Origin of the sequence: Streptococcus oralis (genome assembly GCF_026782345.1) — a bacterium.
Taxonomy (GTDB): domain Bacteria; phylum Bacillota; class Bacilli; order Lactobacillales; family Streptococcaceae; genus Streptococcus; species Streptococcus oralis_CK.
Window position 1 is genome coordinate 167,954 of record NZ_JAKUWI010000001.1, and the last position, 25,291, is coordinate 193,244.

Genomic DNA, 25,291 nt, shown 5'->3' on the forward strand with positions numbered 1-25,291 from the left:
TCTTTTGTTACCATCTATGTTACAACAAATGATACTAATTAGCAATAATTTTGCTCACAAATTTTTAAATTTTTTTAAAATGCGGATTAAGTCTTCCTTTTCGCCATCTTCCAAGATGCTGAGTGCTTCTACGATCGAATCAATATGGTCAGGAAGAACCTCTTCGATTTTTCTGCGTCCTGCAGGTGTTAATTTCAGGAAAAAAGAGCGACGATCCTTGGGGTCACAAATTCTAGAAATCCACCCATCTCGAACCATATTTCGAATGACAACAGTCATATTTCCAGAAGTGGCTAGCATTTTTTCAATCAAATCTTGAATGCGTAGTTCCCCCTTGCTATAGAGGGTTTCCAGAACGGAAAATTGAGTAGGGGTTAGTCCGTGTTCTTTAGCGGCTTTGGCTTCATATGGTTTAAAAGTCCGTATGGCTTTATTGAGGACGATAGCCGTTTTTAAGTCTAATTGATTATCGGAAATTTTCTCATTCAAATATTGTTTCATAAGGCTATTTTATCAATAATGAGAGAGAAAAACAAGAACTTATATTTTATAGGAAAAGAATCTTAGAATGTTCCTGTCTTCACTTGTAATAAAGAAGGAGAGATGGTAAAATAGACGAGTGAAACTAAGACAGAAAAAAGCAAAAAACAAGCTACTTTTACAGTATGGAATTGGCATTGCTCTGGTAGTACTAGTCATGACCACTTCCTTCCTTTATCTGATATCACTCAGCATGAAACCCTATCAAGATGCTAGGGTTGAAGGAGAAAAACTAGCCAAGCAGTATGCAGAATTGGAAAAGGCAGATCAGGTTGATTTCTACAATGGTCTAGAGGGTTATTACAGTGTTCTGGGACATAATAAAAAGCAAGAGGCCATTGCCGTACTGATTGAAAAGAATGACCACAAGATTTATGTCTATCAGCTAGATAAGGGGATTTCTCAAGACAAGGCAGCGACGATTTCGAGAGAAAAAGGAGCTAGCGACATTGACAAAATCACCTTTGGTCGTTATCAGGACAAGCCGATTTGGGAAGTTAAGTCAGGAAACCAGTACTATCTGGTTGACTTTGAAACAGGAGCAGTGATCCAATAAGGAGGGTATATGAAACTATCCAAACGTGTACTAGAAATGGAAGAAAGCGTCACTCTAGCTAGTGATGCAAGAGCCAAAGCATTAAAAGCTCAGGGAAAAGATGTTCTTTTCTTAACCTTGGGACAGCCTGATTTTCATACTCCTGAAAACATTCAGGATGCAGCGGTAGAAGCGATTCGAGATGGACGAGCTTCCTTTTATACAGTTGCTTCAGGCCTACCAGAGTTAAAAGCGGCTGTTAATACCTATTTTGAACGCTATTATGGGTATTCTGTAGCAGCTAACGAGGTTACCTTTGCCACTGGTGCTAAGTTCTCTCTCTACACCTTCTTTATGGCTGTGGTCAATCCTGGTGATGAGATCATCATCCCTACACCATACTGGGTCAGTTATGGAGACCAGGTCAAGATGGCAGAAGGTGTGCCAGTCTTTGTTCAGGCCAAGGAAGACAATCACTTTAAAGTAACAGTAGAGCAGCTAGAAGCAGCGCGAACAGCTAAGACAAAGGTCTTGGTTCTCAATTCACCATCGAATCCGACCGGTATGATTTACTCTCGTGAGGAACTCTTGGCTATCGGAAATTGGGCTGTTGCGCATGATGTCCTTATCCTAGCAGATGATATTTACGGTCGTCTGGTTTATAACGGGAACGAATTTGTTCCAATCTCTAGTTTGTCAGAAACCATTCGCAAGCAAACCATCGTGATTAACGGTGTATCTAAGGCCTATGCCATGACTGGTTGGCGGGTAGGTTATGCTGTGGGAAATCCTGAAATTATCGCTGCCATGAGCAAATTGACAGGACAAACGACTTCAAATCTGACAGCAGTATCTCAATATGCAACGATTGAGGCGCTGACTGGACCGCAAGACTCTGTTGAAACCATGCGCCAAGCCTTTGAAGAACGTTTGAATACCATTTATCCTCTCTTGTGCCAAGTGCCAGGGTTTGAAGTTGTCAAGCCCCAGGGAGCCTTCTATCTCTTCCCAAATGTTAAAAAAGCGATGGAGATGAAAGGTTATACTGATGTGACAGCATTTACAACGGCTATTCTCGAAGAAGTCGGCCTTGCCCTGATTACAGGAGCTGGATTTGGAGCACCAGAAAATGTTCGTCTCAGCTATGCCACAGACTTGGATACATTAAAAGAAGCTATTCGCCGTTTGCATCAGTTTATGGAAAAATAAAACTTAGAATCTTCGCCGTTCTAGCGAAGATTTTTTGTATCGAAAATCTCGCGATTTTTCTCTAGTAGAACCTAGCTATCACAGTCTATTTATGGTAAAATAGTGGGTAATGATGTCTTCGGACAAGTTAAACGAAAAAAGGAAGATAGATTATGACAAAACGTGTAACAATTATCGATGTAAAAGACTACGTTGGTCAAGAAGTGACCATCGGAGCCTGGGTTGCCAACAAATCAGGAAAAGGGAAAATTGCCTTCTTGCAATTGCGTGACGGAACAGCCTTTTTCCAAGGAGTCGCCTTCAAACCAAACTTCATTGAAAAATTTGGTGACGAGGTAGGTCTTGAAAAATTTGAAACGATCAAACACTTGAGCCAAGAAACGTCTGTTTATGTGACAGGGATTGTCAAAGAAGACGAACGTTCTAAGTTTGGCTATGAGTTGGATATTACAGACATCGAAGTGATCGGTGAATCTCAAGACTACCCAATCACACCAAAAGAACACGGAACAGACTTCTTAATGGACAACCGTCATTTGTGGCTACGCTCTCGTAAGCAAGTGGCTGTGATGCAAATCCGTAACGCTATCATTTATGCAACTTATGAGTTCTTTGATAAGAACGGCTTCATGAAGTTTGATAGCCCAATTCTTTCAGGGAATGCGGCAGAAGATTCAACAGAACTCTTTGAAACAGACTACTTTGGAACTCCAGCCTACTTGAGCCAATCAGGTCAGCTTTACCTAGAAGCAGGGGCTATGGCTCTTGGCCGTGTCTTTGACTTTGGTCCAGTATTCCGTGCTGAAAAATCAAAAACACGCCGTCACTTGACTGAGTTCTGGATGATGGATGCTGAGTACTCCTACCTGACACACGATGAATCACTTGACTTGCAAGAAGCTTACGTAAAAGCCCTTCTTCAAGGTGTACTTGACCGTGCTCCCCAAGCCTTGGAAACTTTGGAACGTGATACAGATCTTTTGAAACGCTACATTGCAGAGCCATTCAAACGCATCACTTACGATCAAGCCATTGATCTCTTGCAAGGGCATGAGAATGACGAAGATGCTGACTATGAGCATTTGGAGCATGGAGATGACTTTGGTTCACCACATGAAACCTGGATTTCAAACCACTTTGGTGTGCCAACATTTGTCATGAACTACCCAGCAGCTATCAAGGCCTTCTACATGAAACCAGTTCCTGGAAATCCAGAGCGCGTGCTTTGTGCAGATTTGCTTGCACCAGAAGGCTATGGAGAAATCATCGGTGGTTCTATGCGTGAGGAAGACTATGATGCCCTTGTCGCTAAGATGGAAGAACTTGGTATGGATCGTACAGAATACGAATTCTACCTTGACCTTCGTAAATACGGTACAGTACCACACGGAGGATTCGGTATCGGTATCGAGCGTATGGTAACCTTTGCAGCAGGTACAAAACACATCCGTGAAGCCATTCCATTCCCACGTATGTTGCATCGTATCAAACCATAAAATAAATCCAAACGCCCTTAGGGCGTTTTTTCAAAGTAGAAGAAAGAAGAGGTGGAGAACATGTAAAGCACAGCTTAACAAGTGACAAACACAAAGATACAAATACACTTGTTAAAGGAGAAACTATGTTTAAACGAAATTACCGGAAGAATATCGGTCTTATGGCTGGTGTGGAATTTTTTGCCTTTCTGGGCATTACCAGCTTTTGGATTCTATTTCTCAGTCAAAATGGGATGTCACTTTGGCAGATTGGCTTATTGGAAAGTATTTTTCATGCCACCAGTGTCATCTGTGAAATTCCCTCGGGAATGTTAGCTGACCGCTATTCCTATAAAACCAATCTATATTTAAGTCGAATAGCTGGGATTGCCTCGTCTATTCTCATGTTAGCAGGGCAAGGTAATTTTTGGATTTACGCACTCGCTATGGTGGTGAGTGCCTTGTCTTATAATTTTGATTCGGGGACGAGTGCAGCCATGGTTTATGATTCGGCTGTGGAGGCTGGATTAAAAGAGCGCTACTTGTCTATCTCCAGTTTTATGTCAGGAGTCGCAGAAGGGACTCGGTCTTTGGGGACCGTTTTAGCGGGATTTTTTGTCCATGGTCAATTGCACTTGACTTACTATATCATGATTGTTACTTCTATAATCGTTCTTTTCCTAACTTGGATGCTAAAAGAGCCTAGTGTTAAAGCGCAAAAATCTGAGCGTCTGACAATGAAAAAATAATCTGGACTGTCAAAGAGGAGTTGCGGAGAAACCCCAGCCTTTTTAGTTGGATGATTCTTTCCCAAATCATCGGGACACTGATGTGCATGTTTTATTTTTACTATCAAAATCAACTTCCTGACTTAGAAGGGTGGCAGATTTCGATGGTCATGTTGATGGGCAGTGTTTTGAATATCTGGGCAGTTTATCTAGCAAGTAAGATTGGAAAGAAGTATTCAGCCTTAAAGCTCTTTCCCATTCTTGTACTCTTGACGGGAGGAACTTATTTGCTTTCCTACTTCGGAACACCGCTGATTTATATTTTGGTTTATTTGATCAGTAACGCCTTATATGCTCTCTTTCAGCCGATTTTTGATAATGATTTACAAAAGCGACTTCCAAGTGAGGTACGGGCAACCATGCTAAGTGTTTACTCTATGATGTTCAGCCTAAGTATGATTATCATTTTTCCTCTGACGGGATGGTTGATTGACTATCTAGGATTTGTAGTAGCCTTTCTTTACTTAGGGCTCATTTTAGTACTAGCCAGCTTTTTGCTATTTTTCATTTTGAAAGAGATGGCCGGAGCTTTGAAACTGAAAGAGGAAGTTATTTCTAAGTAATAAAGTTATTTTTTCACTTTTATCTTTTTTACTTGCTATATATCAGTTTTTCTAGTATAATGGTTTATTGTGAGCGAACCTCACTTACCCCTTGCAAAGACTGGGGGTCATTAGACCAAAAGGAGGAACATATCAATGGCTAAATACGAAATTCTTTATATCATTCGTCCAAACATTGAAGAAGAAGCGAAAAACGCTTTGGTAGCACGTTTTGACTCTATCTTGACTGACAACGGTGCAACTGTTGTTGAATCAAAAGACTGGGAAAAACGTCGTCTTGCATACGAAATCCAAGATTTCCGTGAAGGACTTTACCACATCGTTAACGTTGAAGCAAACGACGACGTAGCTCTTAAAGAGTTTGACCGTCTTTCAAAAATCAACGCTGACATTCTTCGTCACATGATCGTCAAACTTGACGCGTAAGAAGGTAGATTATGATTAACAATGTTGTACTTGTAGGGCGTATGACGCGTGACGCTGAGTTGCGTTATACCTCATCAAATGTAGCAGTTGCGACTTTTACTCTTGCAGTAAACCGTACATTTAAGAGTCAAAATGGCGAACGTGAGGCTGATTTTATCAATGTCGTTATGTGGCGTCAACAGGCTGAAAATCTTGCTAATTGGGCTAAAAAAGGCTCTCTTATCGGGATCACAGGCCGTATCCAGACTCGTAGTTACGATAACCAGCAAGGACAACGTGTTTACGTAACAGAAGTCGTGGCGGATAATTTCCAAATGTTGGAAAGCCGCGGAGTGCGTGAAGGACATTCAGGTGGCGCTTATTCTGCACCAACTGCTGGTCAATCAGCACCTGCAAACCCAGTACCAGACTTTTCACGTTCTGAAAATCCATTTGGAGCAACAAATCCATTGGACATTTCAGATGATGATTTACCATTCTAATGGACAATTAATACTATAAAGGAGAAAAAACATGGCTCAACAACGTCGTGGCGGATTCAAACGCCGTAAAAAAGTTGATTACATCGCAGCAAACAAAATTGAATATGTTGATTACAAAGATACTGAGCTTCTTAGCCGTTTCGTTTCAGAACGTGGGAAAATCCTTCCTCGTCGTGTAACAGGAACTTCAGCTAAAAACCAACGTAAAGTAACAACAGCTATCAAACGCGCTCGCGTAATGGCTTTGATGCCTTTCGTAAACGAAGATTAAAGAAAAGACCCATATGGGTCTTTTTTTCACGAGCATGGAAATGAGAGAGCGAGTTGGGTCCGGGTGAACCTCTTTTCATGAGTTTGAAAATAAGAAAGCGAATTAAGATTCTTACTGTGAACAATCAAAAGCAGATATTTCTGGGCCTAGTAGGATTCTATTTTTAGTTTGATAGGTCTTTCTTTTTATCTCTATTATCGTGCTATAATAGTGGAAGAAGGCTTTTAAGGAGTACCTTATGGAAACAACGTGTCTGATTAGAAAAATGCAAACATCTGATGTTAAAGAACTATCCCAAGGTTTTATCAATCAAGGTTGGCCGGGTAGAGAAGAAATTTTGGCTAGGTATTTTCTTGAACAAGAATGTAAGGAGAGAGAAGTCTTAGTTGCAGAGGTTGGGGGTGCTTTAGCGGGTTATATCACAATTTTGCCCTGCGCTAAGCAGGGGCCTTTTGCAGAAATCTATCCAGAACTCTCAGATTTCAATGTCTTTGAGCCCTTTCAAAATCAAGGTATTGGAAATCTCTTGATGGAAGAAGCGGAAAAACGAGTTAAGCTCATATCGGATAAGGTGACCCTTGGTGTTGGTCTCCATTCAGGGTATGGACCTGCCCAGAGATTGTACATCAAACGAGGCTATATTCCAGATGGGACGGGTATTTGGTATCAGAACCATCAACCGGCCATGAATGCGGTTTGTGAAGATATCGGTGACCTTGTTTTATATCTGTCAAAAGATTTAATTTAAGATAGGTTTTTAAGGTTTAACTATAAAATAGCAAGAAGTCGTAAATTCCTTTTTCGTTAGAGAGGGATTTTTCGTATTAGAAAAAGAGATACATTCTATGAAATGCTAAAATATAATTATCTGAATTATTAAGAAAAAATAAATATTTAGATAATGGTATGTTTTAGAATGCTTGAAGAATATTTTGTCCAAAAAAAATTTTAAGAAAACTTTAAGATATGAGGTTTTCATGTTGTAAACTGTATCGTTGCAAAAATATTACAGTTTATTTAAATTAAATTAAATGCAATAATATAATTTGAAAAAATTTGACATATAGATTAATTAACGGTAAAATAGTTAAGGTAGTCGAATTAATTGATTTGCGCAATAATTCGATATAAGGATTAATCTGATGCATCAAATTTTATTATAGTAGAAGGATACCATAATGAAGAAATTGAAAGTGATGGTTGTTTTTGGGACACGACCAGAAGCTATTAAAATGGCCCCTTTAGTGTTGGAATTGCAAAAACATAGTGACAGTATTGAGACGATTACAGTTGTGACAGCTCAGCACCGTCAAATGCTAGATCAAGTTCTTGAAACGTTTAGCATCAAGCCGCATTATGACCTGGATATTATGGGGCAAAATCAATCCCTCTTAGATATTACTGGAAAAATTTTAGAAAAGTTTGATCCAATTGTTAAGCAAGAACGTCCAGATATGATTCTTGTTCATGGAGATACAACGACAACTTTTGTAGCAAGTTTAGTTGCTTTCTATAATCAGGTACGTATCGGCCACGTTGAAGCTGGTCTAAGGACCTTTGATAAGTATTCTCCCTTCCCAGAAGAAATGAATCGTCAGATGACAGATAACCTTGCGGATCTCTATTTTGCTCAACTAGTGAGAGTAAAGAAAATCTACTCAAGGAAAATCATCCTGAGTCTGCTATTGTCATTACGGGAAATACAGCCATTGATGCCTTGAAACTAACCGTTCAATCGGATTACTATCATGAAGTTCTAGATCAATTGGATACAGATAAGAAACTTGTATTGGTAACCATGCACCGTCGTGAGAATCAAGGTCAACCAATGAGAAATGTCTTTACAGCTTTACGTGAGATGGTCGATCTTCATCAGGAAATTGAAGTTGTTTATCCTGTTCACCTTAGCCCTGCTGTGCAAGAAACAGCAAACGATATCTTAGCTGGTCACGATCGTATTCACTTGATTGAGCCTTTAGATGTACTCGATTTTCATAATTTGGCTTCAAGAAGTGATTTTATCATGACTGACTCTGGCGGTGTCCAGGAAGAGGCGCCTTCCCTCGGCAAACCTGTTCTCGTCCTTCGTGATACGACGGAACGCCCAGAAGGGGTTCGCGCAGGAACCTTGAAGTTAGTTGGTACGAATCCTGCACGTGTAAAAGAAGCGATGACAGCCCTCTTAACAGATGAACCCCTTTATAGACAAATGTCTCAGGCACCAAATCCTTATGGAGATGGAAAAGCCTCTGAACGAATCGTTCGTGCTATACAACATTATTTTGGTATTGCTGAATCTGTATCCGAATTTAAAGAGGGGGAAGAGGCGTAATGAAAAAATGGAATAAATTTAGAAATTGGCTCCTCGCTTTTCTGGGGTGCGAGTCACTTCTTTTAGGGCTTTCTTTTTTCTTTGCTCGAGAGATTATTTTAGAACAAATCTTGTTTTTAGCTTTAGCCTTGTTTGCAGTATTGGTATTATCTGACCTTTTGCTTACTTGGACCCTTATCTTAACATTTGGGCTTGGACTTATCGTTTTGGTTGCGGGTGTAGTTTATATCCCAATCACTCAACTGGTGTTCTTATTGATCAGTTTTCCACTTTTGATTGGGATTCTACTTAAAGTTCGTTATTATTTCTTCAAGGTAGCTTCAAAGGTCCAAGAACAGGAAGACGAAGCTCGAGCAGATTACCAGGCTATGGTAACTGCACAAAGTGATGTGACGGTTCAATCTCTATTGATTCATTGGGCACATGAAGATTTGTTCTTCCAGATTAAACCAAAAGAACATAACCAGATGCTCAGTCGCATTCAAGAGGTCATTGCTCAGGAATTGAGTTACAATGATAAGCTCTATTACGTTTCAGATGGTAATTTTCTCGTTCTATCTAGTAGTAATAAGCGTTCTTTAAAGGAAGTCTATCTGAGTGATTTGCAGGAGAAACTGAGCAGTTTAGTTTTTCATGGAGAAGATGGCAATCAAGGAATTCAGTTCCAAACAGGCTATTTGGTGATTAACTCTGATAATAAAGATAAATACCAAGACTATTCGGATATTGCCAGTCATCTCAAACGTCAATTAGAGACAGATGTAATTGTAGAATATTAGGAGGGAAACATGACTCTAACCAATATATTTTTTGGCATTGCTTTGGGACTCAGTCTTACCTTTGGCATTTGTTTTGTCATATTATTTATTGCATACAGTATTCTCTACCATCGAGTGAACAAAAATTTTAAGGCGGTGAATCATGATTAGTCAAATGTTAATGATTTTTACCCTGCTTACTATTTGGATTTCTCTAGCATGGGGCTTGGTAATTCTCTTTTCAGCTGTTCACTTTTGGTTCAAACATAGTGATTTTCGTGTAGATACCTCGCCACTTCCTTATTACCCTAAGGTTACCATTGTCGTACCTGCTCATAATGAGGATGTGGTTATTGCACAGACGGCAAAAGCTATCTTGGATATGAACTACCCTCACGACCGTGTGGAGTTGCTTCTATTTGCAGATAATTGTTCGGACAACACCTATGCAGAGTGTTTGTCTGTACAAGCTATGCCTGAATATGCAGAAAGAAATCTGACTATTATCGACCGTACTGGGACAGGAGGAAAAGCAGGTGTTCTAAACGATGCCCTGAAGATGGCAACGGGAGAATACATCTGTGTCTATGATGCGGATGCTATGCCTGAAAAAAATGCCCTTTATTTCCTTGTAAAAGAAGTGATGAAGGATCCAGAACGCCACGTGGCATCTTTCGGTCGCAACAAGACTCGAAATGCCAATCAAAATTTCTTGACTCGTTGTATCAACCAAGAAATCGTTGTTACTCAGCGCGTGCACCATGTTGGAATGTGGCATCTCTTTAAAATTGGTCGTATCCCAGGAACCAACTTTATCATTCAAACCGACTTTGTAAAGAGTATCGGTGGTTGGAAAAATGGTGCCTTAACCGAGGATACCGATATTTCCTTCAAAATCATGCAGAGTGGTAAATTGATCGCCCTTGCTTATAACTCAGAGGCTTTCCAACAAGAACCTGAGACTTTAAAGAGTTACTATATGCAACGAAAACGTTGGGCTAAAGGGAACTACGAAGTTGTTCTATCAAATTTTAAGCATTTATTTGGCAGAGCAAACTGGCGCGTTAAACTAGAAGTCTTTAACTATTCATGTGTTTTCTTTTGGTTTAACTTTGCTATTGTTCTATCAGATTTGATCTTCCTAGCGAATGTGCTAGCAATCTGTCTTAACCTATTCTTCCCAGATATCAGGGTTCCGTTCGCTTTTGATGCGGACAATATCTATATTGCCCAGCTCATGCTCTTTAACTGGATTCTCATGATTGGTCTTTATTTGATGCAAATTATGACAGCATTGGCAAGTCAATTTGGACAAGCGACGACAAAGCAAATCTGGTTGGCTTTGGCTGCCTATTTCACTTATGCACAGATGTTTATCGTTGTTTCCATTGATTCCATTTCTTCAATCGTTCTGGACAAGGTACTCCGAAGAAAAGAAACCAAGTGGGTTAAAACCAAGCGATTTGCAGGATAGGAGGTTCTATGAAAACGAATAAATTAAAATATGTATGGTTTGTGCTCATCCTTTCTATCTTTTGTTTAACCTTGTTTTTGGCAAGAGGAAGGAGTAAAGTCGAGATGCGCAATCGTATTTACCGCCAATGGAGCCAACAGTTTCTTGTGACTAAGGGAAATCAGTCCTATGTCCGTACGACGAATGATTCTGAGGAGACAACAGTACTATCAGAAGCTCAAAGTTACGGCATGCTCATAACAGTTTTAGCTGCCCAAAAAGGGCAAGCAAGTCAAGCAGATTTTGATAGTCTTTATCGTTATTACCAAAATCATCGTATCGAGGGGACGCAGTTGATGTCTTGGAAGCAAGTGATCAAAAATGATAGCGAAACGGTCGAAAAACAAAATGCAACTGATGGAGATCTCTATATCGCTTATTCTTTAATTGAAGCTGCCAAACAGTGGCCAGATAAAGCACAGGAATACCAAGAGCAAGCTAAAAAGATCTTGGCTGATATCCTTCAATACAATTACAACGAAGAGACAGGTGTTCTAACAGTAGGGAACTGGGCCAACAAGGATTCCGGTTACTATTACTTGATGCGAACGTCTGATACTCTTCCTCACTATTTCCAGTCTTTCTATGATCTGACTGGAAACAAACAGTGGTTAGACATTAAGGATAAGATGCTTGGGCAATTGGAGCAAATCAGTTCTCATTCTGATACGGGGCTCTTGTCAGACTTTATCTGGGCTGAGAAGTCTGGGGCACGACTTGTTGATGCCAACACTATCGAATCTCAATACGATGGAGCTTATTCTTATAATGCTTGTCGTTTGCCTTATCACTTGTCTCAAAGTCAAGATGAAAGAAGTCAAAAAGTCGTTCAAAAGATGATGGATTTCTTTATGAAAGAGCAACGTATCTATGCTGGTTATGACTTGAACGGAACGGCCCTCAATCAATACCAGGCAGGTAGTTTCTTGGCACCAATTACCTATGCGTCTGACAAGGGAGAAGGTTATCTGAAACTTCTTCAACAAAATAAATACATTTTCACACAAGATTTACCTATAGAGAGCTACTATGATGCAACGATGATTACTATGATTGCTCTAGAGATGTTCTAGGATGAAAAGAGAGGGCTAGTTCAACTGGCTCTCTTTTTGATAGGTTTTCATCTTTTTTCAAAAAAGGAATTTCCTAAGGTTTATGGTATAATGGAAAGAGTGATGGAAAAGAGGTAGAGAGATGGATGCAAAATTAAAATACAAGGCAAAGAAGATTAAAATCATCTTTTTTGATATTGATGATACCTTGCGTACGTCAAAGACAGGTTTTATTCCAGCTACAATTCCCACTGTCTTTAAACAGTTGCGGGAGAAAGGGATTTTAACAGGAATTGCCTCTGGTCGTGGTATTTTCGGTGTTGTTCCAGAGATTCGTGAGCTCAAGCCGGACTTTTTTGTAACCCTGAATGGGGCTTATATCGAAGATAAAAAAGGTCAAATCATTTATCAGCATCAGATTGCCAAAGAAGATGTGGAAGAATACATTTCTTGGACAAAACAAGAGGGGATTGAATATGGTTTAGTTGGCAGTCATGACGCCAAACTCTCCACTCGAACAGAACTGATCAGTGAGGCAATTGATCCGATTTATCCAAACTTGGATGTGGATCCTGATTTTCATGAAAAAGCGGACATTTACCAGATGTGGAGCTTTGAGGAAAAAGGAGACGACTTGCACTTGCCAGATTCTTTGTCGGATAAACTTCGCATGGTTCGTTGGCATGAACATTCATCTGATATCGTGCCTATTTCAGGTTCAAAAGCCACAGGTGTAGCCAAGGTTGTGGACCATTTAGGCTTGAAACCAGAGAATGTCATGGTCTTTGGAGACGGTCTCAATGACTTGGAACTCTTTGATTATGCAGGAATTAGCATTGCCATGGGAGTTTCCCATGAAAAAATCAAAGAAAAAGCAGATTATATTACAAAAACAGTAGAAGAAGATGGCATTTTTGATGCTTTAGAAGGATTTGGTATGGTAGAAAAAGAATTGCATTTCCCACAAGTAGACATTGAAACAGTAGAAGGTCCGTTGGCGACTATTAAGACAAATCACGGAGACTTGCGTATCAAGCTTTTCCCTGAGCAGGCTCCCAAAACAGTAGCCAACTTTGTTGCTCTTTCAAAAGATGGTTACTATGATGGTGTGATTTTCCACCGCATTATCAAGGACTTTATGATCCAAGGTGGAGACCCAACTGGTACTGGTATGGGCGGAGAGTCAATTTATGGTCAAGCTTTTGAGGATGAATTTTCAGAAGAACTATATAATGTTCGTGGCGCTCTTTCTATGGCCAATGCTGGTCCAAATACAAATGGGAGTCAGTTCTTTATCGTGCAAAACCAACACTTGCCATACTCTAAGAAAGAGATTGCGCGTGGTGGTTGGCCAGAACCAATTGCTGAGATTTATGCAGAGCAAGGTGGAACTCCTCACCTAGACCGCCGTCATACTGTTTTTGGGCAGTTGGTAGATGCTGAATCTTTTGCAGTATTGGATGCCATTGCAGCTGTTGAGACTGGTGCAATGGACAAGCCAGTTGAAGATGTAGTAATTGAAACGATTGAAATTGAGGACTAGAATGAAAATTGGTGATAAGCTAACTGGGCGTATTACAGGAATTCAGCCCTATGGTGCCTTTGTTGAGTTAGAGACAGGGGTGACAGGGCTGATTCACATCTCGGAGATTCGGACGGGATTTATTGAAAATATCTATGACATTTTAAAAATTGGCGATGAAGTCCAAGTTCAGGTGGTGGATTTTGACGAATACACTGGGAAGGCCAGTCTTTCTATCCGTACCTTGGAAGAGGAAAAACATCAATTGCCAAGACGGAGACGTTTTTCAAATGATCGGATCAAGCACGGTTTTGCGCCCCTTGCTCGAATGATGCCTGTTTGGACGCGTGAAGCATTAGAGCATTTAAAAAAGAAGCCGTAAATACGATTATCTAAATCAATTGTAATATTAACATAATTTGTTATAATAAAAGTATGAAAGAAGAACAATTATTAAAACCAGGAGAGCGAATCAACCAGCTCTTTTCGACAGATATCAAGATCATCCAAAATAGAGAGGTGTTTAGCTATTCGGTGGATAGTGTTCTTTTATCACGCTTTCCTCGATTCCCTAAACGGGGTTTAATTGTGGACTTTTGTGCTGGAAATGGTGCAGTGGGACTTTTTGCAAGTTCACGTACTCAGGCGCGGATAATATCTGTAGAAATTCAGGAGCGCTTGGCGGATATGGCAGAGCGTTCGGTTCAGTTGAATGGCTTGGAAGAGCAGATGCAGGTCATCTGTGATGATTTGAAAAATATGTCTGCCCACATTCAGGGAAGTAAGGTGGATATGATTTTGTGTAATCCGCCTTATTTTAAGGTGGATCCGCATTCTAATCTGAACGAGAGTGAGCACTACCTTCTGGCCAGACACGAAATTACGACGAACCTAGAAGAAATCTGCCGAAGTGCTCAGAGTATTCTCAAGTCTAATGGTCGTTTGGCCATGGTTCATCGTCCAGATCGGCTCTTGGATATCCTAGATATGCTCAAACGCCACAATTTGGCACCCAAGCGCCTGCAATTTGTCTATCCTAAACGAGAGAAGGAGGCAAATATGCTCTTAATCGAAGCTATCAAGGATGGATCGACTAGTGGCTTTAAGGTCTTGCCACCTCTCATTGTTCACAATGGTGATGGTTCCTATACACCAGAAATTCAAGAGATTTACTATGGATCATAAGGCCTATATGTATGTGGTGGAGTGTCGCGACGGGTCTTACTATACGGGCTATACAACGGATGTGAAGAGGCGCCTTGCCGTTCATAATAGTGGTAAGGGAGCCAAGTATACCCGAGCTCGCTTGCCAGTCAAACTCATCTATGTAGAGGGTTTTGCCACTAAGGAAGAAGCCATGTCTGCCGAAGCTCTCCTCAAACGAAAGAAACGTCCTCAGAAAGAACGATTTTTATCTGAAAATCAAGAGAAAAATCTAGTCAACCATATTGATGTCTAACGAGGAGTCTTTGGGCTCCTCTTACTTTTGTCAAAAGAGGAAAAAAGTGCTACAATAAGATGAATAAATTTAAAGAGGTATTATCATGTCTAAGATTTTAGTATTTGGTCACCAAAATCCAGACTCAGATGCCATCGGGTCATCTGTAGCCTTTGCCTATCTTGCAAAAGAGGCTTATGGATTGGACACAGAAGCAGTAGCACTTGGAACTCCTAATGAAGAAACAGCTTTCGTTTTGAACTATTTTGGTGTAGAAGCACCACGCGTCATCACATCTGCTAAAGCAGAAGGTGCAGAGCAAGTCATCTTGACTGACCACAATGAATTCCAACAATCAGTGTCAGATATCGCTGAAGTAGAAGTTTACGGAGTAGTGGACCACCACCGTGTGGCTAACTTTGAAACTGCAAGTCCACTTTACATGCGCTTGGAACCAGTTGGATCAGCTTCATCTATCGTTTACCGCATGTTCAAAGAACACGGTGTAGCAGTTCCTAAAGAGATTGCTGGTTTGATGCTTTCAGGTTTGATTTCAGATACCCTTCTTTTGAAATCACCAACAACACACCCATCTGACAAAGTCATTGCTCCTGAGTTGGCAGAATTAGCAGGCGTAAATTTGGAAGAGTACGGTCTTGCTATGCTCAAGGCTGGTACAAACTTGGCTAGTAAATCTGCTGAAGAATTGATTGACATTGATGCTAAGACTTTTGAACTCAACGGAAACAAGGTTCGTGTTGCCCAAGTGAATACAGTTGATATTGCTGAAGTCTTGGAACGCCAAACTGAAATTGAAGCAGCAATGCAAGCAGCTAATGCAGCAAACGGCTATTCTGACTTTGTTTTAATGATTACAGACATCGTAAACTCAAACTCAGAAATTTTGGCTCTTGGATCAAACATGGACAAGGTTGAAGCAGCCTTTAATTTTAAACTTGAAGACAACCATGCCTTCCTTCCAGGTGCCGTTTCACGTAAGAAACAAGTGGTGCCTCAGTTGACTGAAAGCTTTAATGGGTAAGTTCCTGAGTGATGATTGAAACGTGGAAACACTTGTTTTCCATATAGCTAAAGGGGTTTCGGCTCCTTTTTTTCTAGGAGAGAAAGATGTTAGAAAATGGTGATTTGATTTTTGTGAAGGACCTTTCAGATATGGGGCAGGCCATCCAGACTTCTACTGGATACTATAGTCATGTAGCCATCTTTTTGGACGGTTTCATCTACCATGCTAGTGGGCAAGCAGGTGTTATTTGTCAAGAACCGGCTGAATTTTTTGAACCGACTCATCTTTACGACCTTTATGTCTATCCAGAGCTGGAAGCTGACTTGGTGAAGGAGAGAGCTAGCAAACATTTAGGCGCACCCTATAATGCCTCTTTTTATCCGGATGGGAATGGCTTTTATTGCTCCCAGTATATCGCAGAAATCCTGCCTATTTTTGAGACTATTCCGATGCAATTTGGGGACGGGGAGCAGGAGATTAGTGATTTCTGGAATGAATACTATAGAGAACTAGGAATAGCTGTGCCTCTGAATCAGCCAGGGACCAATCCCAGTCAGTTGGCAGCATCCCCTCTTTTAAAATGTAAAGAAAGGAATCTTCATGATTCAGATTTTTAATCCTTCTCGTTTGACTCGACAACCATTTTTTATAGATTTGGTTGACTATCTGGACCAGCATGACGATGTGATTCTACGAGAAATCAAGGCCCAGTTTCCAGATGTATCAGTTGATAAGCTTATGGAAGAGTATATAAAGGCAGGCTTGATTCTAAGGGAAAATAAACACTATTCGCTCAATCTCCCTTTTCTAGAATCTACGGATGATTTAGCCCTTGATCAAGAGATTTTTGTCAGAGAGGACAGTCCAGTCTATCAAGGCTTGCTGGAGAAAACTTTTGAGACAGAATTGCGCAATCAAACCAACGCAGCCATTTTAATCGAACATACGGACCTTGCAAGGCAAAAAATGACCCTGTCTAATTATTTCTACAAGGTCAAACATCAGTATCCTCTGACAGAAAAACAGCAGGAACTCTATGCCATTTTGGGAGATGTCAATCCTGAGTATGCCCTCAAGTATATGACGACCTTTTTACTGAAGTTTCTCAAAAAAGATCAATTAATTCAGAAACGTCGTGATATCTTTGTGGACAGTTTAGTCGTTCTAGGCTATATTGTTCAAAATGAAGCTGGAAAGTATGAGCTGGCTGTTGATTTCGACAAGGAACGGTTGACTTTCTATTTGTCTTAATGGCTTAATTTTGAGCTGATTGTTTGACTTTGCTAAAGAATAAGCATAAACTGAATGTAAGCGATAACGTTTATCGTATTAAAAGCAAAGGAGACAGAGCTATGTCACTTGAAAATAAATTGGACCAAGCAACTGGTGCTATCAAAGAAGGATTTGGTAAAGTTACTGGCGATAGCAAGACAGAAGCAGAAGGCACTGTAGAAAAAACAGTTGCGAAAGCAAAAGAAGTAGTTGAAGATGCTAAAGGTGCTGTAGAAGGTGCCGTTGAAGGTCTTAAAAACTCATTTAAGAAAGAAGACTAAAAAATCAAGGGAAATATTCCCTTGATTTTTTTATAGATAACGTTCTACGATAGCTGCGTCTCCAGGATAGTCTTCTTTCTTTCCTTGTACGATCTGGTAACAATCAGCTCCCTTACCAGCAATAATTACGGCATCGAGTTCTTGATTTGTGATGGCCATGGCCGCCTTGATGGCTTCTTCACGATCGGCAATCTTTTCAACAGGATGACTGATATAGCTACTGATTTCTTCAGCAATGGCCATTGGATCTTCATAGTTGGGATCATCAGCGGTGAGAAAGACTTGAATCTCAGGGTGTTGATTTAGGAGGAGACCAAAGTCTTTGCGGCGGCTCTCACCCTTGTTTCCAGTCGAACCGAGAACCAGGGCAATTTTTCCAGTTTGATGGGTTTCAACAACAGAAATCAGTTTTTTCAGACTATCGCCATTGTGGGCGTAGTCAATGAAGACCTTGGCACCATTTTTTTGGGCGAGAACTTCCATACGTCCAGGAACGCGGGTTGTAGCGATTCCTTTTTTGATGTCCTCTATACTAGCACCTAGACGAAGGCAGGCAAGTCCTGCAGCAACGGCATTTTCTTGATTGAAGTGGCCAATGAGTTGGATATCATAATCACCAGCGAGTTTACCAGTAGCTGAAAAGCTAAAGGCTTTGGAGTTCTCGATTTGGTTGCTCGAATGACTACCATAGAAGTCATGCTCTTGATCTTCCACTTGTTCTCTCAGTACAGAAAAGTGGTTCATGTCGCTGTTAATGACAACTGCTCGGCTATTTTTCATCAAGAGACGTTTGTGGTAGAAGTAATCTTCAAAGCTAGGATGTTCAATCGGTCCGATATGGTCAGGTGTGATGTTGAGAAAGACTCCTACATCAAAGGTCAGGCCATAGACTCGATGAACAAGATAGGCTTGGCTAGAGACTTCCATTACAAGATGGGTTCGACCATTCTTAACAGCCTGAGCCATCATGTCGAAAAGATCGATATTTTCAGGCGTTGAGAAGGAAGATTTAAAGAAGGTCTTGCCATCTAGAGTTGTATTCATAGTTGATAAGAGAGCTGTTGGGTAGCGTTGAGATAGAATGTGGTAAGCAAAGTAAGCAGATGTTGTCTTTCCTTTTGTCCCTGTGAAAGCGAGAATTTTTAGTTTCTCTTGCGGATTACCATAAAATTCCATCGCAATCAAACTCATGGCTTTCTTGATATCGTTCACAACGATGACAGGGATACCGATTTCGTAGTCCTTTTCTGCGACATACCAAGCTAAGCCCTGACTTATAGCAGAAAGAAGGTATTCTTTTTTAAAGGCAGCGCCTTTTGCAAAAAAAAGAGTGCCTTCTTTTACTTTTCGGCTGTCGTAACTGATGCTATCAAAAACAACTGCGTTGTAGTTGTAGTGGTAGTGTCCTTGGTCGATAATCTCGCGGAAGAGATCATCTTTCTTTAATATATCTAATACGGTTTCAATCTTTATCATACTTTCTATTGTAAACCGAAAGTCTGAATTTTACAAGTAACAAGGAAAAGTTTATAATGGAAGATGAGGGAAATTTCCTAGTTATCAAAATTGAATGAGGAAGCTATGTCTAACGAAAACAATCACCAGCAGGCCCAGATGTTGCGAGGGACTGCTTGGCTAACAGCTAGTAACTTTATTAGTCGCCTTCTTGGGGCTATCTACATTATTCCCTGGTATATTTGGATGGGAACCTATGCAGCCAAGGCAAATGGTCTCTTTACCATGGGCTACAATATTTACGCCTGGTTCTTACTGATTTCGACGGCGGGTATCCCAGTTGCGGTCGCCAAACAAGTAGCTAAGTACAATACCATGCGAGAAGAAGAGCATAGCTTTGCCTTGATCCGGAGTTTCCTAAGCTTTATGACGGGCTTGGGTCTAGTCTTTGCCTTGGTTTTGTATCTCTTTTCTCCCTGGCTAGCAGATTTGTCAGGTGTGGGGAAAGACCTGATTCCCATCATGCAGAGTTTGGCTTGGGCAGTTTTGATTTTCCCATCTATGAGTGTTATCCGAGGCTTCTTCCAAGGGATGAACAACCTGAAACCCTATGCTATGAGCCAAATCGCCGAGCAGGTGATCCGTGTTATCTGGATGTTGATGGCAACCTTCTTCATTATGAAGATGGGTTCTGGTGACTACTTATCAGCAGTTACCCAATCGACCTTTGCGGCCTTTGTGGGGATGGTGGCAAGTTTTGCAGTTCTGATCTACTTCCTTGCCCAAGAAGGTTTGCTTAAGAGAGTCTTTGAAACACGGGATAAGATCAATAGTAAGCGACTCTTAGTCGATACCATCAAGGAAGCCATTCCCTTTATCCTGACGGGATCAGCCATCCAGCTCTTCCAGATTTTAGACCAGATGACCTTTATCAATAGTATGAAGTGGTTTACCAACTACAGCAATGAAGACTTGGTTGTCATGTTTTCTTATTTCTCTGCCAATCCGAATAAAATTACCATGATTTTAATCTCTGTGGGAGTTTCAATTGGTAGTGTTGGTTTGCCGCTGTTGACGGAGAACTATGTAAAAGGCGACTTGCGGGCAGCGGCTCGCTTAGTCCAAGATAGCCTCACCATGCTCTTCTTATTCTTGCTACCAGCAACGGTTGGGGTTGTTATGGTAGGAGAACCGCTCTACACAGTCTTTTACGGTAAGCCAGATAGTCTGGCCATGGGCTTGTTTGTCTTTGCAGTTTTGCAGTCTACTATCCTAGGTTTGTATATGGTCTTGTCCCCTATGCTTCAGGCCATGTTCCGAAATCGCAAGGCAGTTCTTTATTTTGTCTATGGTTCCATTGCTAAGATCGTCTTGCAATTGCCAACCATTGCCATTTTTCACAGCTACGGTCCCTTGATCTCAACGACTATCGGCTTGATTATTCCGAATGTCTTGATGTACCGAGACATCTGCCAGGTAACGGGTGCTCGTCGAAAGATAATCTTGAAGCGGACTATCTTGATTACCATCTTAACCCTTGTCATGTTCATCCTAGTTGGCTTCTTGCAGTGGCTACTCGGTTTTGTCTTCCAACCAAGTGGACGTTTCTGGAGTTTCCTTTACGTAGCTCTCATCGGAGGGCTTGGAGGAGGTCTCTATGGTTTGATGAGCCTACGGACACGACTCTTAGACAAGATAATAGGTAAAGCCCAAGCGGACCGACTACGTACACGATTGAAAATATCGTAAAAAGATTTATAAATAAAAGTAATGAATTTAACCTTTCTTTAATAGAAAGGTTTTTATACTACATTTTTCTTAAAAAAAGAGAACTTTTTCTAAAATCAAGAGTAGAAAAATATGTTTTTTAAGTTTTTCTTCAGAAATTACTTGACTAAATAAAACCAAAGCTGTATAATAAGACAAATCTTTAAAACAGGAGGTTCTGGAAATGAAAAAGTCTAAGGCCAAGTATCTGACACTTGCAAGTGTCGTGTTAAGCGCAGGTATCTTACTGAGCGCATGTGGAAATTCAACTAGTTCTTCTAAAACATATAACTATGTTTATTCGAGCGATCCATCTAGTTTGAACTATCTTGCAGAAAACCGGGCAACAACCAACGACATCGTTACTAATTTGGTAGATGGATTGATGGAAAATGACCAATACGGTAACTATGTTCCATCGTTGGCAGAGGATTGGACTGTTTCTCAGGACGGTTTGACCTATACTTACAAATTGCGTAAGGATGCAAAATGGTATACCTATGAGGGTGAAGAATACGCCCCTGTAACGGCGCAAGATTTTGTCACTGGGTTGAAATATGCTGCTGATAAAAAATCCGAAGCCTTGTACCTGGTTCAAGACTCTGTAGCAGGTTTGGATGACTATATCAACGGGAAAACAACTGACTTTTCAACTGTCGGTGTTAAGGCGATTGACGACCAAACAGTTCAGTATACTTTGACACGTCCAGAACCTTATTGGAATTCTAAAACAACTTCAACCATTCTCTTCCCTGTCAATGCAGACTTCTTGAAATCAAAAGGGGATGATTTTGGTAAGGTAGATCCTTCTAGCATTTTGTACAGTGGACCTTTCTTGATGAAATCGTTTGTTTCAAAATCTGTTATCGAATACAAGAAAAATCCAAATTACTGGGATGCTAAAAATGTCTTTGTGGATGATGTGAAATTGACTTACTATGATGGTAGTGACCAAGATGCCCTAGCTCGTAACTTTGTAGAAGGAGTCTACAGCTACGCGCGTCTCTATCCAAATAGCTCAAGCTTTGAAGGAATTAAAGAGAAGAACAAGGATAACATCATCTATAGTATGCAAAACGCAACTTCTTATTACTTGAACTTCAACTTGGACAGAAAATCTTATAACTTCACGTCTAAAACATCAGATATCGAAAAGAAATCAACCCAAGAAGCAGTTCTGAATAAAAACTTCCGTCAAGCCTTCAACTATGCTTATAACCGTACAGCCTATGGAGCACAATCTCAAGGGGAAGAAGGAGCAACAAAGATTATTCGTAACTTGGTTGTACCTCCAACATTTGTAAGTATCAACGGAAAAGACTTTGGCGATGTTGTTTCAGAAAAGATGGTCAACTATGGCCAAGAATGGCAAGGAATCAACTTTGCAGATGCGCAAGACCCATACTACAATCCTGACAAGGCTAAAGCTAAATTTGCAGAAGCAAAGAAAGAATTGGAAGCTAAGGGTGTGCAATTCCCAATCCACTTGGATGTATCTGTAGACCAATCAGCTAAAAAAGGTGTACTTGAAGCGAGCTCTTTGAAACAATCCATCGAATCTGTTCTAGGAGCTGAGAATGTGGTTATCGATATCCAACAATTATCGACAGATGACTACGATAATTCTAGCTACCTCGCTCAAACCGCAGCTCAAAAAGACTTTGATATCTATAATGGCGGTTGGAGTGCTGACTACTTGGATCCATCAAGCTATCTAGATATCCTAAATGTCAATAACGGTGGTATGTTGCAAAACCTTGGTCTAGAACCAGGTGAGGTCAATGACAAGGCTAAGGCAGTTGGTCTGGATACTTACACTCAAATGTTAGAAGAAGCGAACAAGGAGCAAGATCCAGCGAAACGTTATGAAAAATATGCTGAAATTCAAGCTTGGCTCGTTGATAGCGCCCTTGCAATTCCAAATGTTTCCCAAGGTGGAACACCTGGCTTGAGAAAGACAGTTCCATTCTCAGCGCCATTCTCACAAGCTGGAAATAAGGGTGTCGAATCATACAAGTACCTCAAGTTGCAAGATAAGACTGTAACGACTGATGAGTATGAAAAAGCTAAAGAAAAATGGCAGAAAGAAAAAGAAGAATCAAATAAAAAAGCCCAAGAAGAACTGGCAAAACACGTTAAATAACCAGTCTATTCAACAGGAAAAACGATAGTTTCTAAAGGAACTATCGTTTTTGTATAGTTTGAAACTATAACTAGCTCTTGAAAACAAGAAAATGAGTTGGCAAAAATAAATGATACAATAGTTACTATAGATTTGGAGGTATTGTATGAGCAAAGAACTACACATCAACACAATTTTAGCCCAGGCAGGGATCAAGTCAGATGAGGCAACAGGTGCTTTGGTGACGCCGCTTCATTTTTCAACCACTTATCAGCATCCGGAGTTCGGTCAGTCTACGGGATTTGACTATACCCGTACTAAAAACCCAACTCGCAGTAAGGCGGAGGAGGTCCTGGCGGCTATTGAGTCAGCGGACTATGCCCTAGCTACTAGCTCAGGTATGGCTGCGATTGTACTGGCCTTTAGTGTCTTTCCAGTAGGAAGTAAGATCCTAGCAGTGCGTGACCTTTATGGGGGTTCTTTCCGCTGGTTCAACCAAGTCGAGCAAGAAGGCCGTTTCCATTTTACCTATGCCAATACAGAAGAAGAGTTGATTGCTGAGTTAGAGAAAGATGTGGATGTTCTCTATATCGAAACGCCAACCAATCCGTTGATGTTGGAATTTGATATTGCAAAACTAGCCAAACTAGCTCATGCCAAGGGTGCCAAGGTAGTGGTGGACAATACCTTCTACAGTCCGATTTACCAACGTCCGATTGAACATGGTGCAGACATTGTCCTTCATTCAGCTACCAAATACCTAGCAGGGCACAATGATGTCTTAGCTGGGGTGGTTGTGACTAATAGTTTAGAACTATATGAACAACTTTTCTACAATCTAAATACGACTGGTGCGGTCTTGTCGCCATTTGATAGTTATCAGTTGATTCGTGGTCTCAAAACTCTACCTCTTCGTATGGAGCGTTCTACAGCCAATGCCCAAGAAGTGGTTGCCTTTTTGAAGGATTCACCTGCTGTCAAGGAAGTGCTCTATACAGGACGTGGGGGGATGATTTCCTTTAAAGTAGTGGATGAGAAACGTATTCCTCACATTTTGAACAGCCTCAAGGTATTCTCTTTTGCGGAAAGTTTGGGTGGGGTAGAGAGTCTGATCACCTATCCGACGACACAAACCCATGCGGATATTCCGGCAGAAGTGCGCCATTCCTATGGCTTAACAGATGATCTCTTGCGCTTGTCAATTGGGATTGAAGATGCTAGAGATTTGATTGCGGACTTGCGCCAAGCTTTGGAAGGATAAGACAGATATGGGAAAATATGATTTTACAAGCCTGCCCAATCGTTTAGGGCACCATACCTATAAATGGAAAGAAGCGGAAGCTGATCAAGAAGTTCTACCAGCCTGGATAGCGGATATGGACTTTGTGGTTTTGCCTGAGGTTCGACAAGCTGTACAAGCCTATGCAGATCAGTTGGTCTATGGCTATACTTATGCAAGCGACGCTTTGATAAAGTCGATTCAGGACTGGGAAGCCAATCAACATGGGTATCACTTTGACAAGGATGCCCTCGTCTTTATTGAGGGAGTGGTACCAGCTATTTCAACAGCCATTCAATCCTTTACAAAAGAGGGAGAGGCTGTTCTGATTAACACACCGGTCTATCCACCTTTTGCCCGCAGTGTCAAACTCAACAATCGCAGATTGATTACCAATTCTTTGGTGGAAAAGGATGGGCTGTTTGAGATTGACTTTGACCAGTTGGAAAAGGAATTGGTGGGAGAGGATGTGAAGCTTTATATCCTTTGCAATCCCCACAATCCTGGTGGACGTGTCTGGGAAAAGGAAGTGTTAGAAAAGATTGGTCATCTCTGCAAAAAACATGGTGTTTTGTTGGTTTCAGATGAGATTCACCAAGATTTGGCTCTCTTTGGTCACAAACACCAGTCTTTCAACACCATTGATCCTGCTTTTAAAGACTTTGCCCTTATTTTGAGTAGTGCAACTAAAACCTTTAATATTGCTGGGACAAAGAATTCCTATGCTGTCATTGAAAATCCTAAACTTCGAGTGGCCTTTCAAAAACGCCAGTTGGCCAATAACCAGCATGAAATCTCAGGCTTGGGGTATTTGGCGACAGAAGCTGCCTACCGTTATGGTAAGGACTGGTTAGGAGAACTAAAAGAAGTTATCGAGGACCACATTAACTATGTAGTGGATGTTTTGGGCAACGAAACCAAGATTAAGGTCATGAAACCGCAAGGTACCTATTTGATCTGGCTTGATTTTTCAGCCTATGAGCTAACGGATGACCGCTTGCAAGAGCTTTTGAAGAATGAAGCCAAGGTTATCTTGAACCGAGGTTTGGACTTCGGAGAGGAGGGAACTCTTCATGCCCGCCTCAATGTAGCTATGCCGAAGTCAGTACTGGAAGAGGTTTGCAAACGCATTGTGGCCGTTTTTGCTACACTTTAAAAATCCAGCCTTCTAGGAGAAAAGTCTTCCT

General features: G+C 40.9%; 24 protein-coding genes and 2 pseudogenes. 24 read left to right on the forward strand and 2 right to left on the reverse strand.

Annotated features, from left to right (window positions below):
- Positions 1-54: 54 nt before the first annotated feature.
- Positions 55-501, reverse strand: coding sequence for a MarR family winged helix-turn-helix transcriptional regulator (locus MK405_RS00895; RefSeq protein WP_084873359.1), 447 nt, complete (start codon positions 499-501; stop codon positions 55-57).
- A 118-nt stretch (positions 502-619) separates the two neighbouring features.
- Between MK405_RS00895 and MK405_RS00900 the strand changes: the two genes are divergently transcribed.
- The 20 genes and pseudogenes from MK405_RS00900 to MK405_RS00995 all read left to right on the forward strand — a co-directional run bounded on the left by MK405_RS00900 (position 620) and on the right by MK405_RS00995 (position 17,481).
- Positions 620-1,096: a cell wall elongation regulator TseB-like domain-containing protein gene (locus MK405_RS00900; RefSeq protein WP_070800033.1), complete on the forward strand. Its 477-nt coding sequence runs from the start codon at positions 620-622 to the stop codon at positions 1,094-1,096.
- Between the two features lie 9 nt (positions 1,097-1,105).
- A complete protein-coding gene (locus MK405_RS00905; RefSeq protein ID WP_268704046.1) occupies positions 1,106-2,284 on the forward strand; it encodes a pyridoxal phosphate-dependent aminotransferase in 1,179 nt (392 codons plus the stop codon).
- A 152-nt stretch (positions 2,285-2,436) separates the two neighbouring features.
- The gene (gene asnS, locus MK405_RS00910) at positions 2,437-3,780 is read left to right on the forward strand and encodes an asparagine--tRNA ligase (protein WP_419153024.1); all 1,344 of its coding nucleotides are present in this window, start codon (positions 2,437-2,439) and stop codon (positions 3,778-3,780) included.
- 125 nt (positions 3,781-3,905) lie between these two features.
- A pseudogene (locus MK405_RS00915) lies at positions 3,906-5,110 on the forward strand (MFS transporter).
- A 135-nt stretch (positions 5,111-5,245) separates the two neighbouring features.
- Positions 5,246-5,536, forward strand: a complete 291-nt coding sequence (gene rpsF, locus MK405_RS00920) for a 30S ribosomal protein S6 (RefSeq protein WP_001151775.1) — start codon at positions 5,246-5,248, stop codon at positions 5,534-5,536.
- Positions 5,537-5,547: 11 nt separating this feature from the next.
- Entirely contained in the window at positions 5,548-6,018 is a 471-nt protein-coding gene (locus MK405_RS00925) for a single-stranded DNA-binding protein (protein WP_000609613.1), read from the forward strand.
- 31 nt (positions 6,019-6,049) lie between these two features.
- A complete protein-coding gene (gene rpsR, locus MK405_RS00930) occupies positions 6,050-6,289 on the forward strand; it encodes a 30S ribosomal protein S18 (RefSeq protein ID WP_000068664.1) in 240 nt (79 codons plus the stop codon).
- Positions 6,290-6,527: 238 nt separating this feature from the next.
- Complete coding sequence (locus MK405_RS00935) at positions 6,528-7,037, forward strand: GNAT family N-acetyltransferase (protein WP_009730394.1); 510 nt, start codon at positions 6,528-6,530, stop codon at positions 7,035-7,037.
- A gap of 430 nt (positions 7,038-7,467) precedes the next feature.
- Positions 7,468-8,621 (forward strand): annotated as a pseudogene (wecB, locus tag MK405_RS00940) (non-hydrolyzing UDP-N-acetylglucosamine 2-epimerase).
- Positions 8,621-9,400, forward strand: coding sequence for a hypothetical protein (locus MK405_RS00945; protein ID WP_268698324.1), 780 nt, complete (start codon positions 8,621-8,623; stop codon positions 9,398-9,400). Before wecB ends, MK405_RS00945 begins: the two are co-directional and overlap by 1 nt.
- A gap of 142 nt (positions 9,401-9,542) precedes the next feature.
- Positions 9,543-10,853, forward strand: coding sequence for a glycosyltransferase family 2 protein (locus MK405_RS00950; RefSeq protein WP_268704047.1), 1,311 nt, complete (start codon positions 9,543-9,545; stop codon positions 10,851-10,853).
- Between the two features lie 8 nt (positions 10,854-10,861).
- Positions 10,862-11,965, forward strand: a complete 1,104-nt coding sequence (locus MK405_RS00955; protein ID WP_268704048.1) for a family 8 glycosyl hydrolase — start codon at positions 10,862-10,864, stop codon at positions 11,963-11,965.
- Positions 11,966-12,086: 121 nt separating this feature from the next.
- Positions 12,087-13,487, forward strand: a complete 1,401-nt coding sequence (locus MK405_RS00960) for a bifunctional Cof-type HAD-IIB family hydrolase/peptidylprolyl isomerase (protein WP_007521316.1) — start codon at positions 12,087-12,089, stop codon at positions 13,485-13,487.
- 1 nt (position 13,488) lies between these two features.
- Positions 13,489-13,848, forward strand: coding sequence for a S1 RNA-binding domain-containing protein (locus MK405_RS00965; RefSeq protein WP_000689618.1), 360 nt, complete (start codon positions 13,489-13,491; stop codon positions 13,846-13,848).
- 53 nt (positions 13,849-13,901) lie between these two features.
- Positions 13,902-14,651, forward strand: coding sequence for a tRNA1(Val) (adenine(37)-N6)-methyltransferase (locus tag MK405_RS00970; RefSeq protein WP_268704049.1), 750 nt, complete (start codon positions 13,902-13,904; stop codon positions 14,649-14,651).
- Entirely contained in the window at positions 14,641-14,925 is a 285-nt protein-coding gene (locus MK405_RS00975) for a GIY-YIG nuclease family protein (protein WP_061427780.1), read from the forward strand. Before MK405_RS00970 ends, MK405_RS00975 begins: the two co-directional genes overlap by 11 nt.
- Positions 14,926-15,010: 85 nt before the next feature.
- Entirely contained in the window at positions 15,011-15,946 is a 936-nt protein-coding gene (locus MK405_RS00980; RefSeq protein WP_268704050.1) for a manganese-dependent inorganic pyrophosphatase, read from the forward strand.
- A gap of 86 nt (positions 15,947-16,032) precedes the next feature.
- Positions 16,033-16,545 carry a YiiX/YebB-like N1pC/P60 family cysteine hydrolase gene (locus MK405_RS00985; RefSeq protein WP_268704051.1) on the forward strand — a complete coding sequence of 171 codons (513 nt, stop codon included), beginning with the start codon at positions 16,033-16,035 and terminating at the stop codon, positions 16,543-16,545.
- On the forward strand, positions 16,529-17,179 hold the full coding sequence (locus MK405_RS00990) for a DUF1803 domain-containing protein (RefSeq protein ID WP_268704052.1): 651 nt from the start codon (positions 16,529-16,531) through the stop codon (positions 17,177-17,179). The genes MK405_RS00985 and MK405_RS00990 overlap by 17 nt, the downstream gene beginning before the upstream one ends.
- 101 nt (positions 17,180-17,280) lie before the next feature.
- Positions 17,281-17,481: a CsbD family protein gene (locus MK405_RS00995; protein ID WP_000051179.1), complete on the forward strand. Its 201-nt coding sequence runs from the start codon at positions 17,281-17,283 to the stop codon at positions 17,479-17,481.
- Between the two features lie 30 nt (positions 17,482-17,511).
- Here MK405_RS00995 and MK405_RS01000 read toward each other — a convergent pair whose 3' ends face one another.
- Positions 17,512-18,957, reverse strand: a complete 1,446-nt coding sequence (locus MK405_RS01000; protein ID WP_268704053.1) for a UDP-N-acetylmuramoyl-L-alanyl-D-glutamate--L-lysine ligase — start codon at positions 18,955-18,957, stop codon at positions 17,512-17,514.
- A gap of 105 nt (positions 18,958-19,062) precedes the next feature.
- Here MK405_RS01000 and MK405_RS01005 point away from each other — a divergent pair, with 105 nt between their 5' ends.
- The 4 genes from MK405_RS01005 (at position 19,063) to MK405_RS01020 (ending at position 25,260) form a co-directional block, all read left to right on the forward strand.
- Positions 19,063-20,685 carry a putative polysaccharide biosynthesis protein gene (locus MK405_RS01005; RefSeq protein ID WP_268704054.1) on the forward strand — a complete coding sequence of 541 codons (1,623 nt, stop codon included), beginning with the start codon at positions 19,063-19,065 and terminating at the stop codon, positions 20,683-20,685.
- Positions 20,686-20,887: 202 nt separating this feature from the next.
- A complete protein-coding gene (locus tag MK405_RS01010; RefSeq protein ID WP_033584499.1) occupies positions 20,888-22,846 on the forward strand; it encodes a peptide ABC transporter substrate-binding protein in 1,959 nt (652 codons plus the stop codon).
- Between the two features lie 145 nt (positions 22,847-22,991).
- Positions 22,992-24,086, forward strand: coding sequence for a cystathionine gamma-synthase (locus MK405_RS01015; protein WP_268704055.1), 1,095 nt, complete (start codon positions 22,992-22,994; stop codon positions 24,084-24,086).
- A gap of 7 nt (positions 24,087-24,093) precedes the next feature.
- Positions 24,094-25,260 (forward strand): MalY/PatB family protein, encoded by a 1,167-nt coding sequence (locus MK405_RS01020; protein ID WP_268704056.1) that lies wholly within the window; start codon positions 24,094-24,096, stop codon positions 25,258-25,260.
- The last annotated feature ends 31 nt before the right edge of the window (positions 25,261-25,291 follow it).

Coding starts and splice junctions, on each gene's coding strand:
- MK405_RS00895 (WP_084873359.1), bottom strand. CDS start 501: ATGAAACAATATTTGAATGAGAAAATTTCCGATAATCAATTAGACTTA.
- MK405_RS00950 (WP_268704047.1), top strand. CDS start 9,543: ATGATTAGTCAAATGTTAATGATTTTTACCCTGCTTACTATTTGGATT.
- MK405_RS00905 (WP_268704046.1), top strand. CDS start 1,106: ATGAAACTATCCAAACGTGTACTAGAAATGGAAGAAAGCGTCACTCTA.
- MK405_RS00970 (WP_268704049.1), top strand. CDS start 13,902: ATGAAAGAAGAACAATTATTAAAACCAGGAGAGCGAATCAACCAGCTC.
- MK405_RS01020 (WP_268704056.1), top strand. CDS start 24,094: ATGGGAAAATATGATTTTACAAGCCTGCCCAATCGTTTAGGGCACCAT.
- MK405_RS00990 (WP_268704052.1), top strand. CDS start 16,529: ATGATTCAGATTTTTAATCCTTCTCGTTTGACTCGACAACCATTTTTT.
- MK405_RS00935 (WP_009730394.1), top strand. CDS start 6,528: ATGGAAACAACGTGTCTGATTAGAAAAATGCAAACATCTGATGTTAAA.
- MK405_RS01010 (WP_033584499.1), top strand. CDS start 20,888: ATGAAAAAGTCTAAGGCCAAGTATCTGACACTTGCAAGTGTCGTGTTA.
- MK405_RS00995 (WP_000051179.1), top strand. CDS start 17,281: ATGTCACTTGAAAATAAATTGGACCAAGCAACTGGTGCTATCAAAGAA.
- MK405_RS00975 (WP_061427780.1), top strand. CDS start 14,641: ATGGATCATAAGGCCTATATGTATGTGGTGGAGTGTCGCGACGGGTCT.
- MK405_RS00955 (WP_268704048.1), top strand. CDS start 10,862: ATGAAAACGAATAAATTAAAATATGTATGGTTTGTGCTCATCCTTTCT.
- MK405_RS00980 (WP_268704050.1), top strand. CDS start 15,011: ATGTCTAAGATTTTAGTATTTGGTCACCAAAATCCAGACTCAGATGCC.
- MK405_RS00985 (WP_268704051.1), top strand. CDS start 16,033: ATGTTAGAAAATGGTGATTTGATTTTTGTGAAGGACCTTTCAGATATG.
- rpsR (WP_000068664.1), top strand. CDS start 6,050: ATGGCTCAACAACGTCGTGGCGGATTCAAACGCCGTAAAAAAGTTGAT.
- MK405_RS01000 (WP_268704053.1), bottom strand. CDS start 18,957: ATGATAAAGATTGAAACCGTATTAGATATATTAAAGAAAGATGATCTC.
- MK405_RS01005 (WP_268704054.1), top strand. CDS start 19,063: ATGTCTAACGAAAACAATCACCAGCAGGCCCAGATGTTGCGAGGGACT.
- asnS (WP_419153024.1), top strand. CDS start 2,437: ATGACAAAACGTGTAACAATTATCGATGTAAAAGACTACGTTGGTCAA.
- MK405_RS00925 (WP_000609613.1), top strand. CDS start 5,548: ATGATTAACAATGTTGTACTTGTAGGGCGTATGACGCGTGACGCTGAG.
- MK405_RS00945 (WP_268698324.1), top strand. CDS start 8,621: ATGAAAAAATGGAATAAATTTAGAAATTGGCTCCTCGCTTTTCTGGGG.
- MK405_RS01015 (WP_268704055.1), top strand. CDS start 22,992: ATGAGCAAAGAACTACACATCAACACAATTTTAGCCCAGGCAGGGATC.
- MK405_RS00965 (WP_000689618.1), top strand. CDS start 13,489: ATGAAAATTGGTGATAAGCTAACTGGGCGTATTACAGGAATTCAGCCC.
- rpsF (WP_001151775.1), top strand. CDS start 5,246: ATGGCTAAATACGAAATTCTTTATATCATTCGTCCAAACATTGAAGAA.
- MK405_RS00960 (WP_007521316.1), top strand. CDS start 12,087: ATGGATGCAAAATTAAAATACAAGGCAAAGAAGATTAAAATCATCTTT.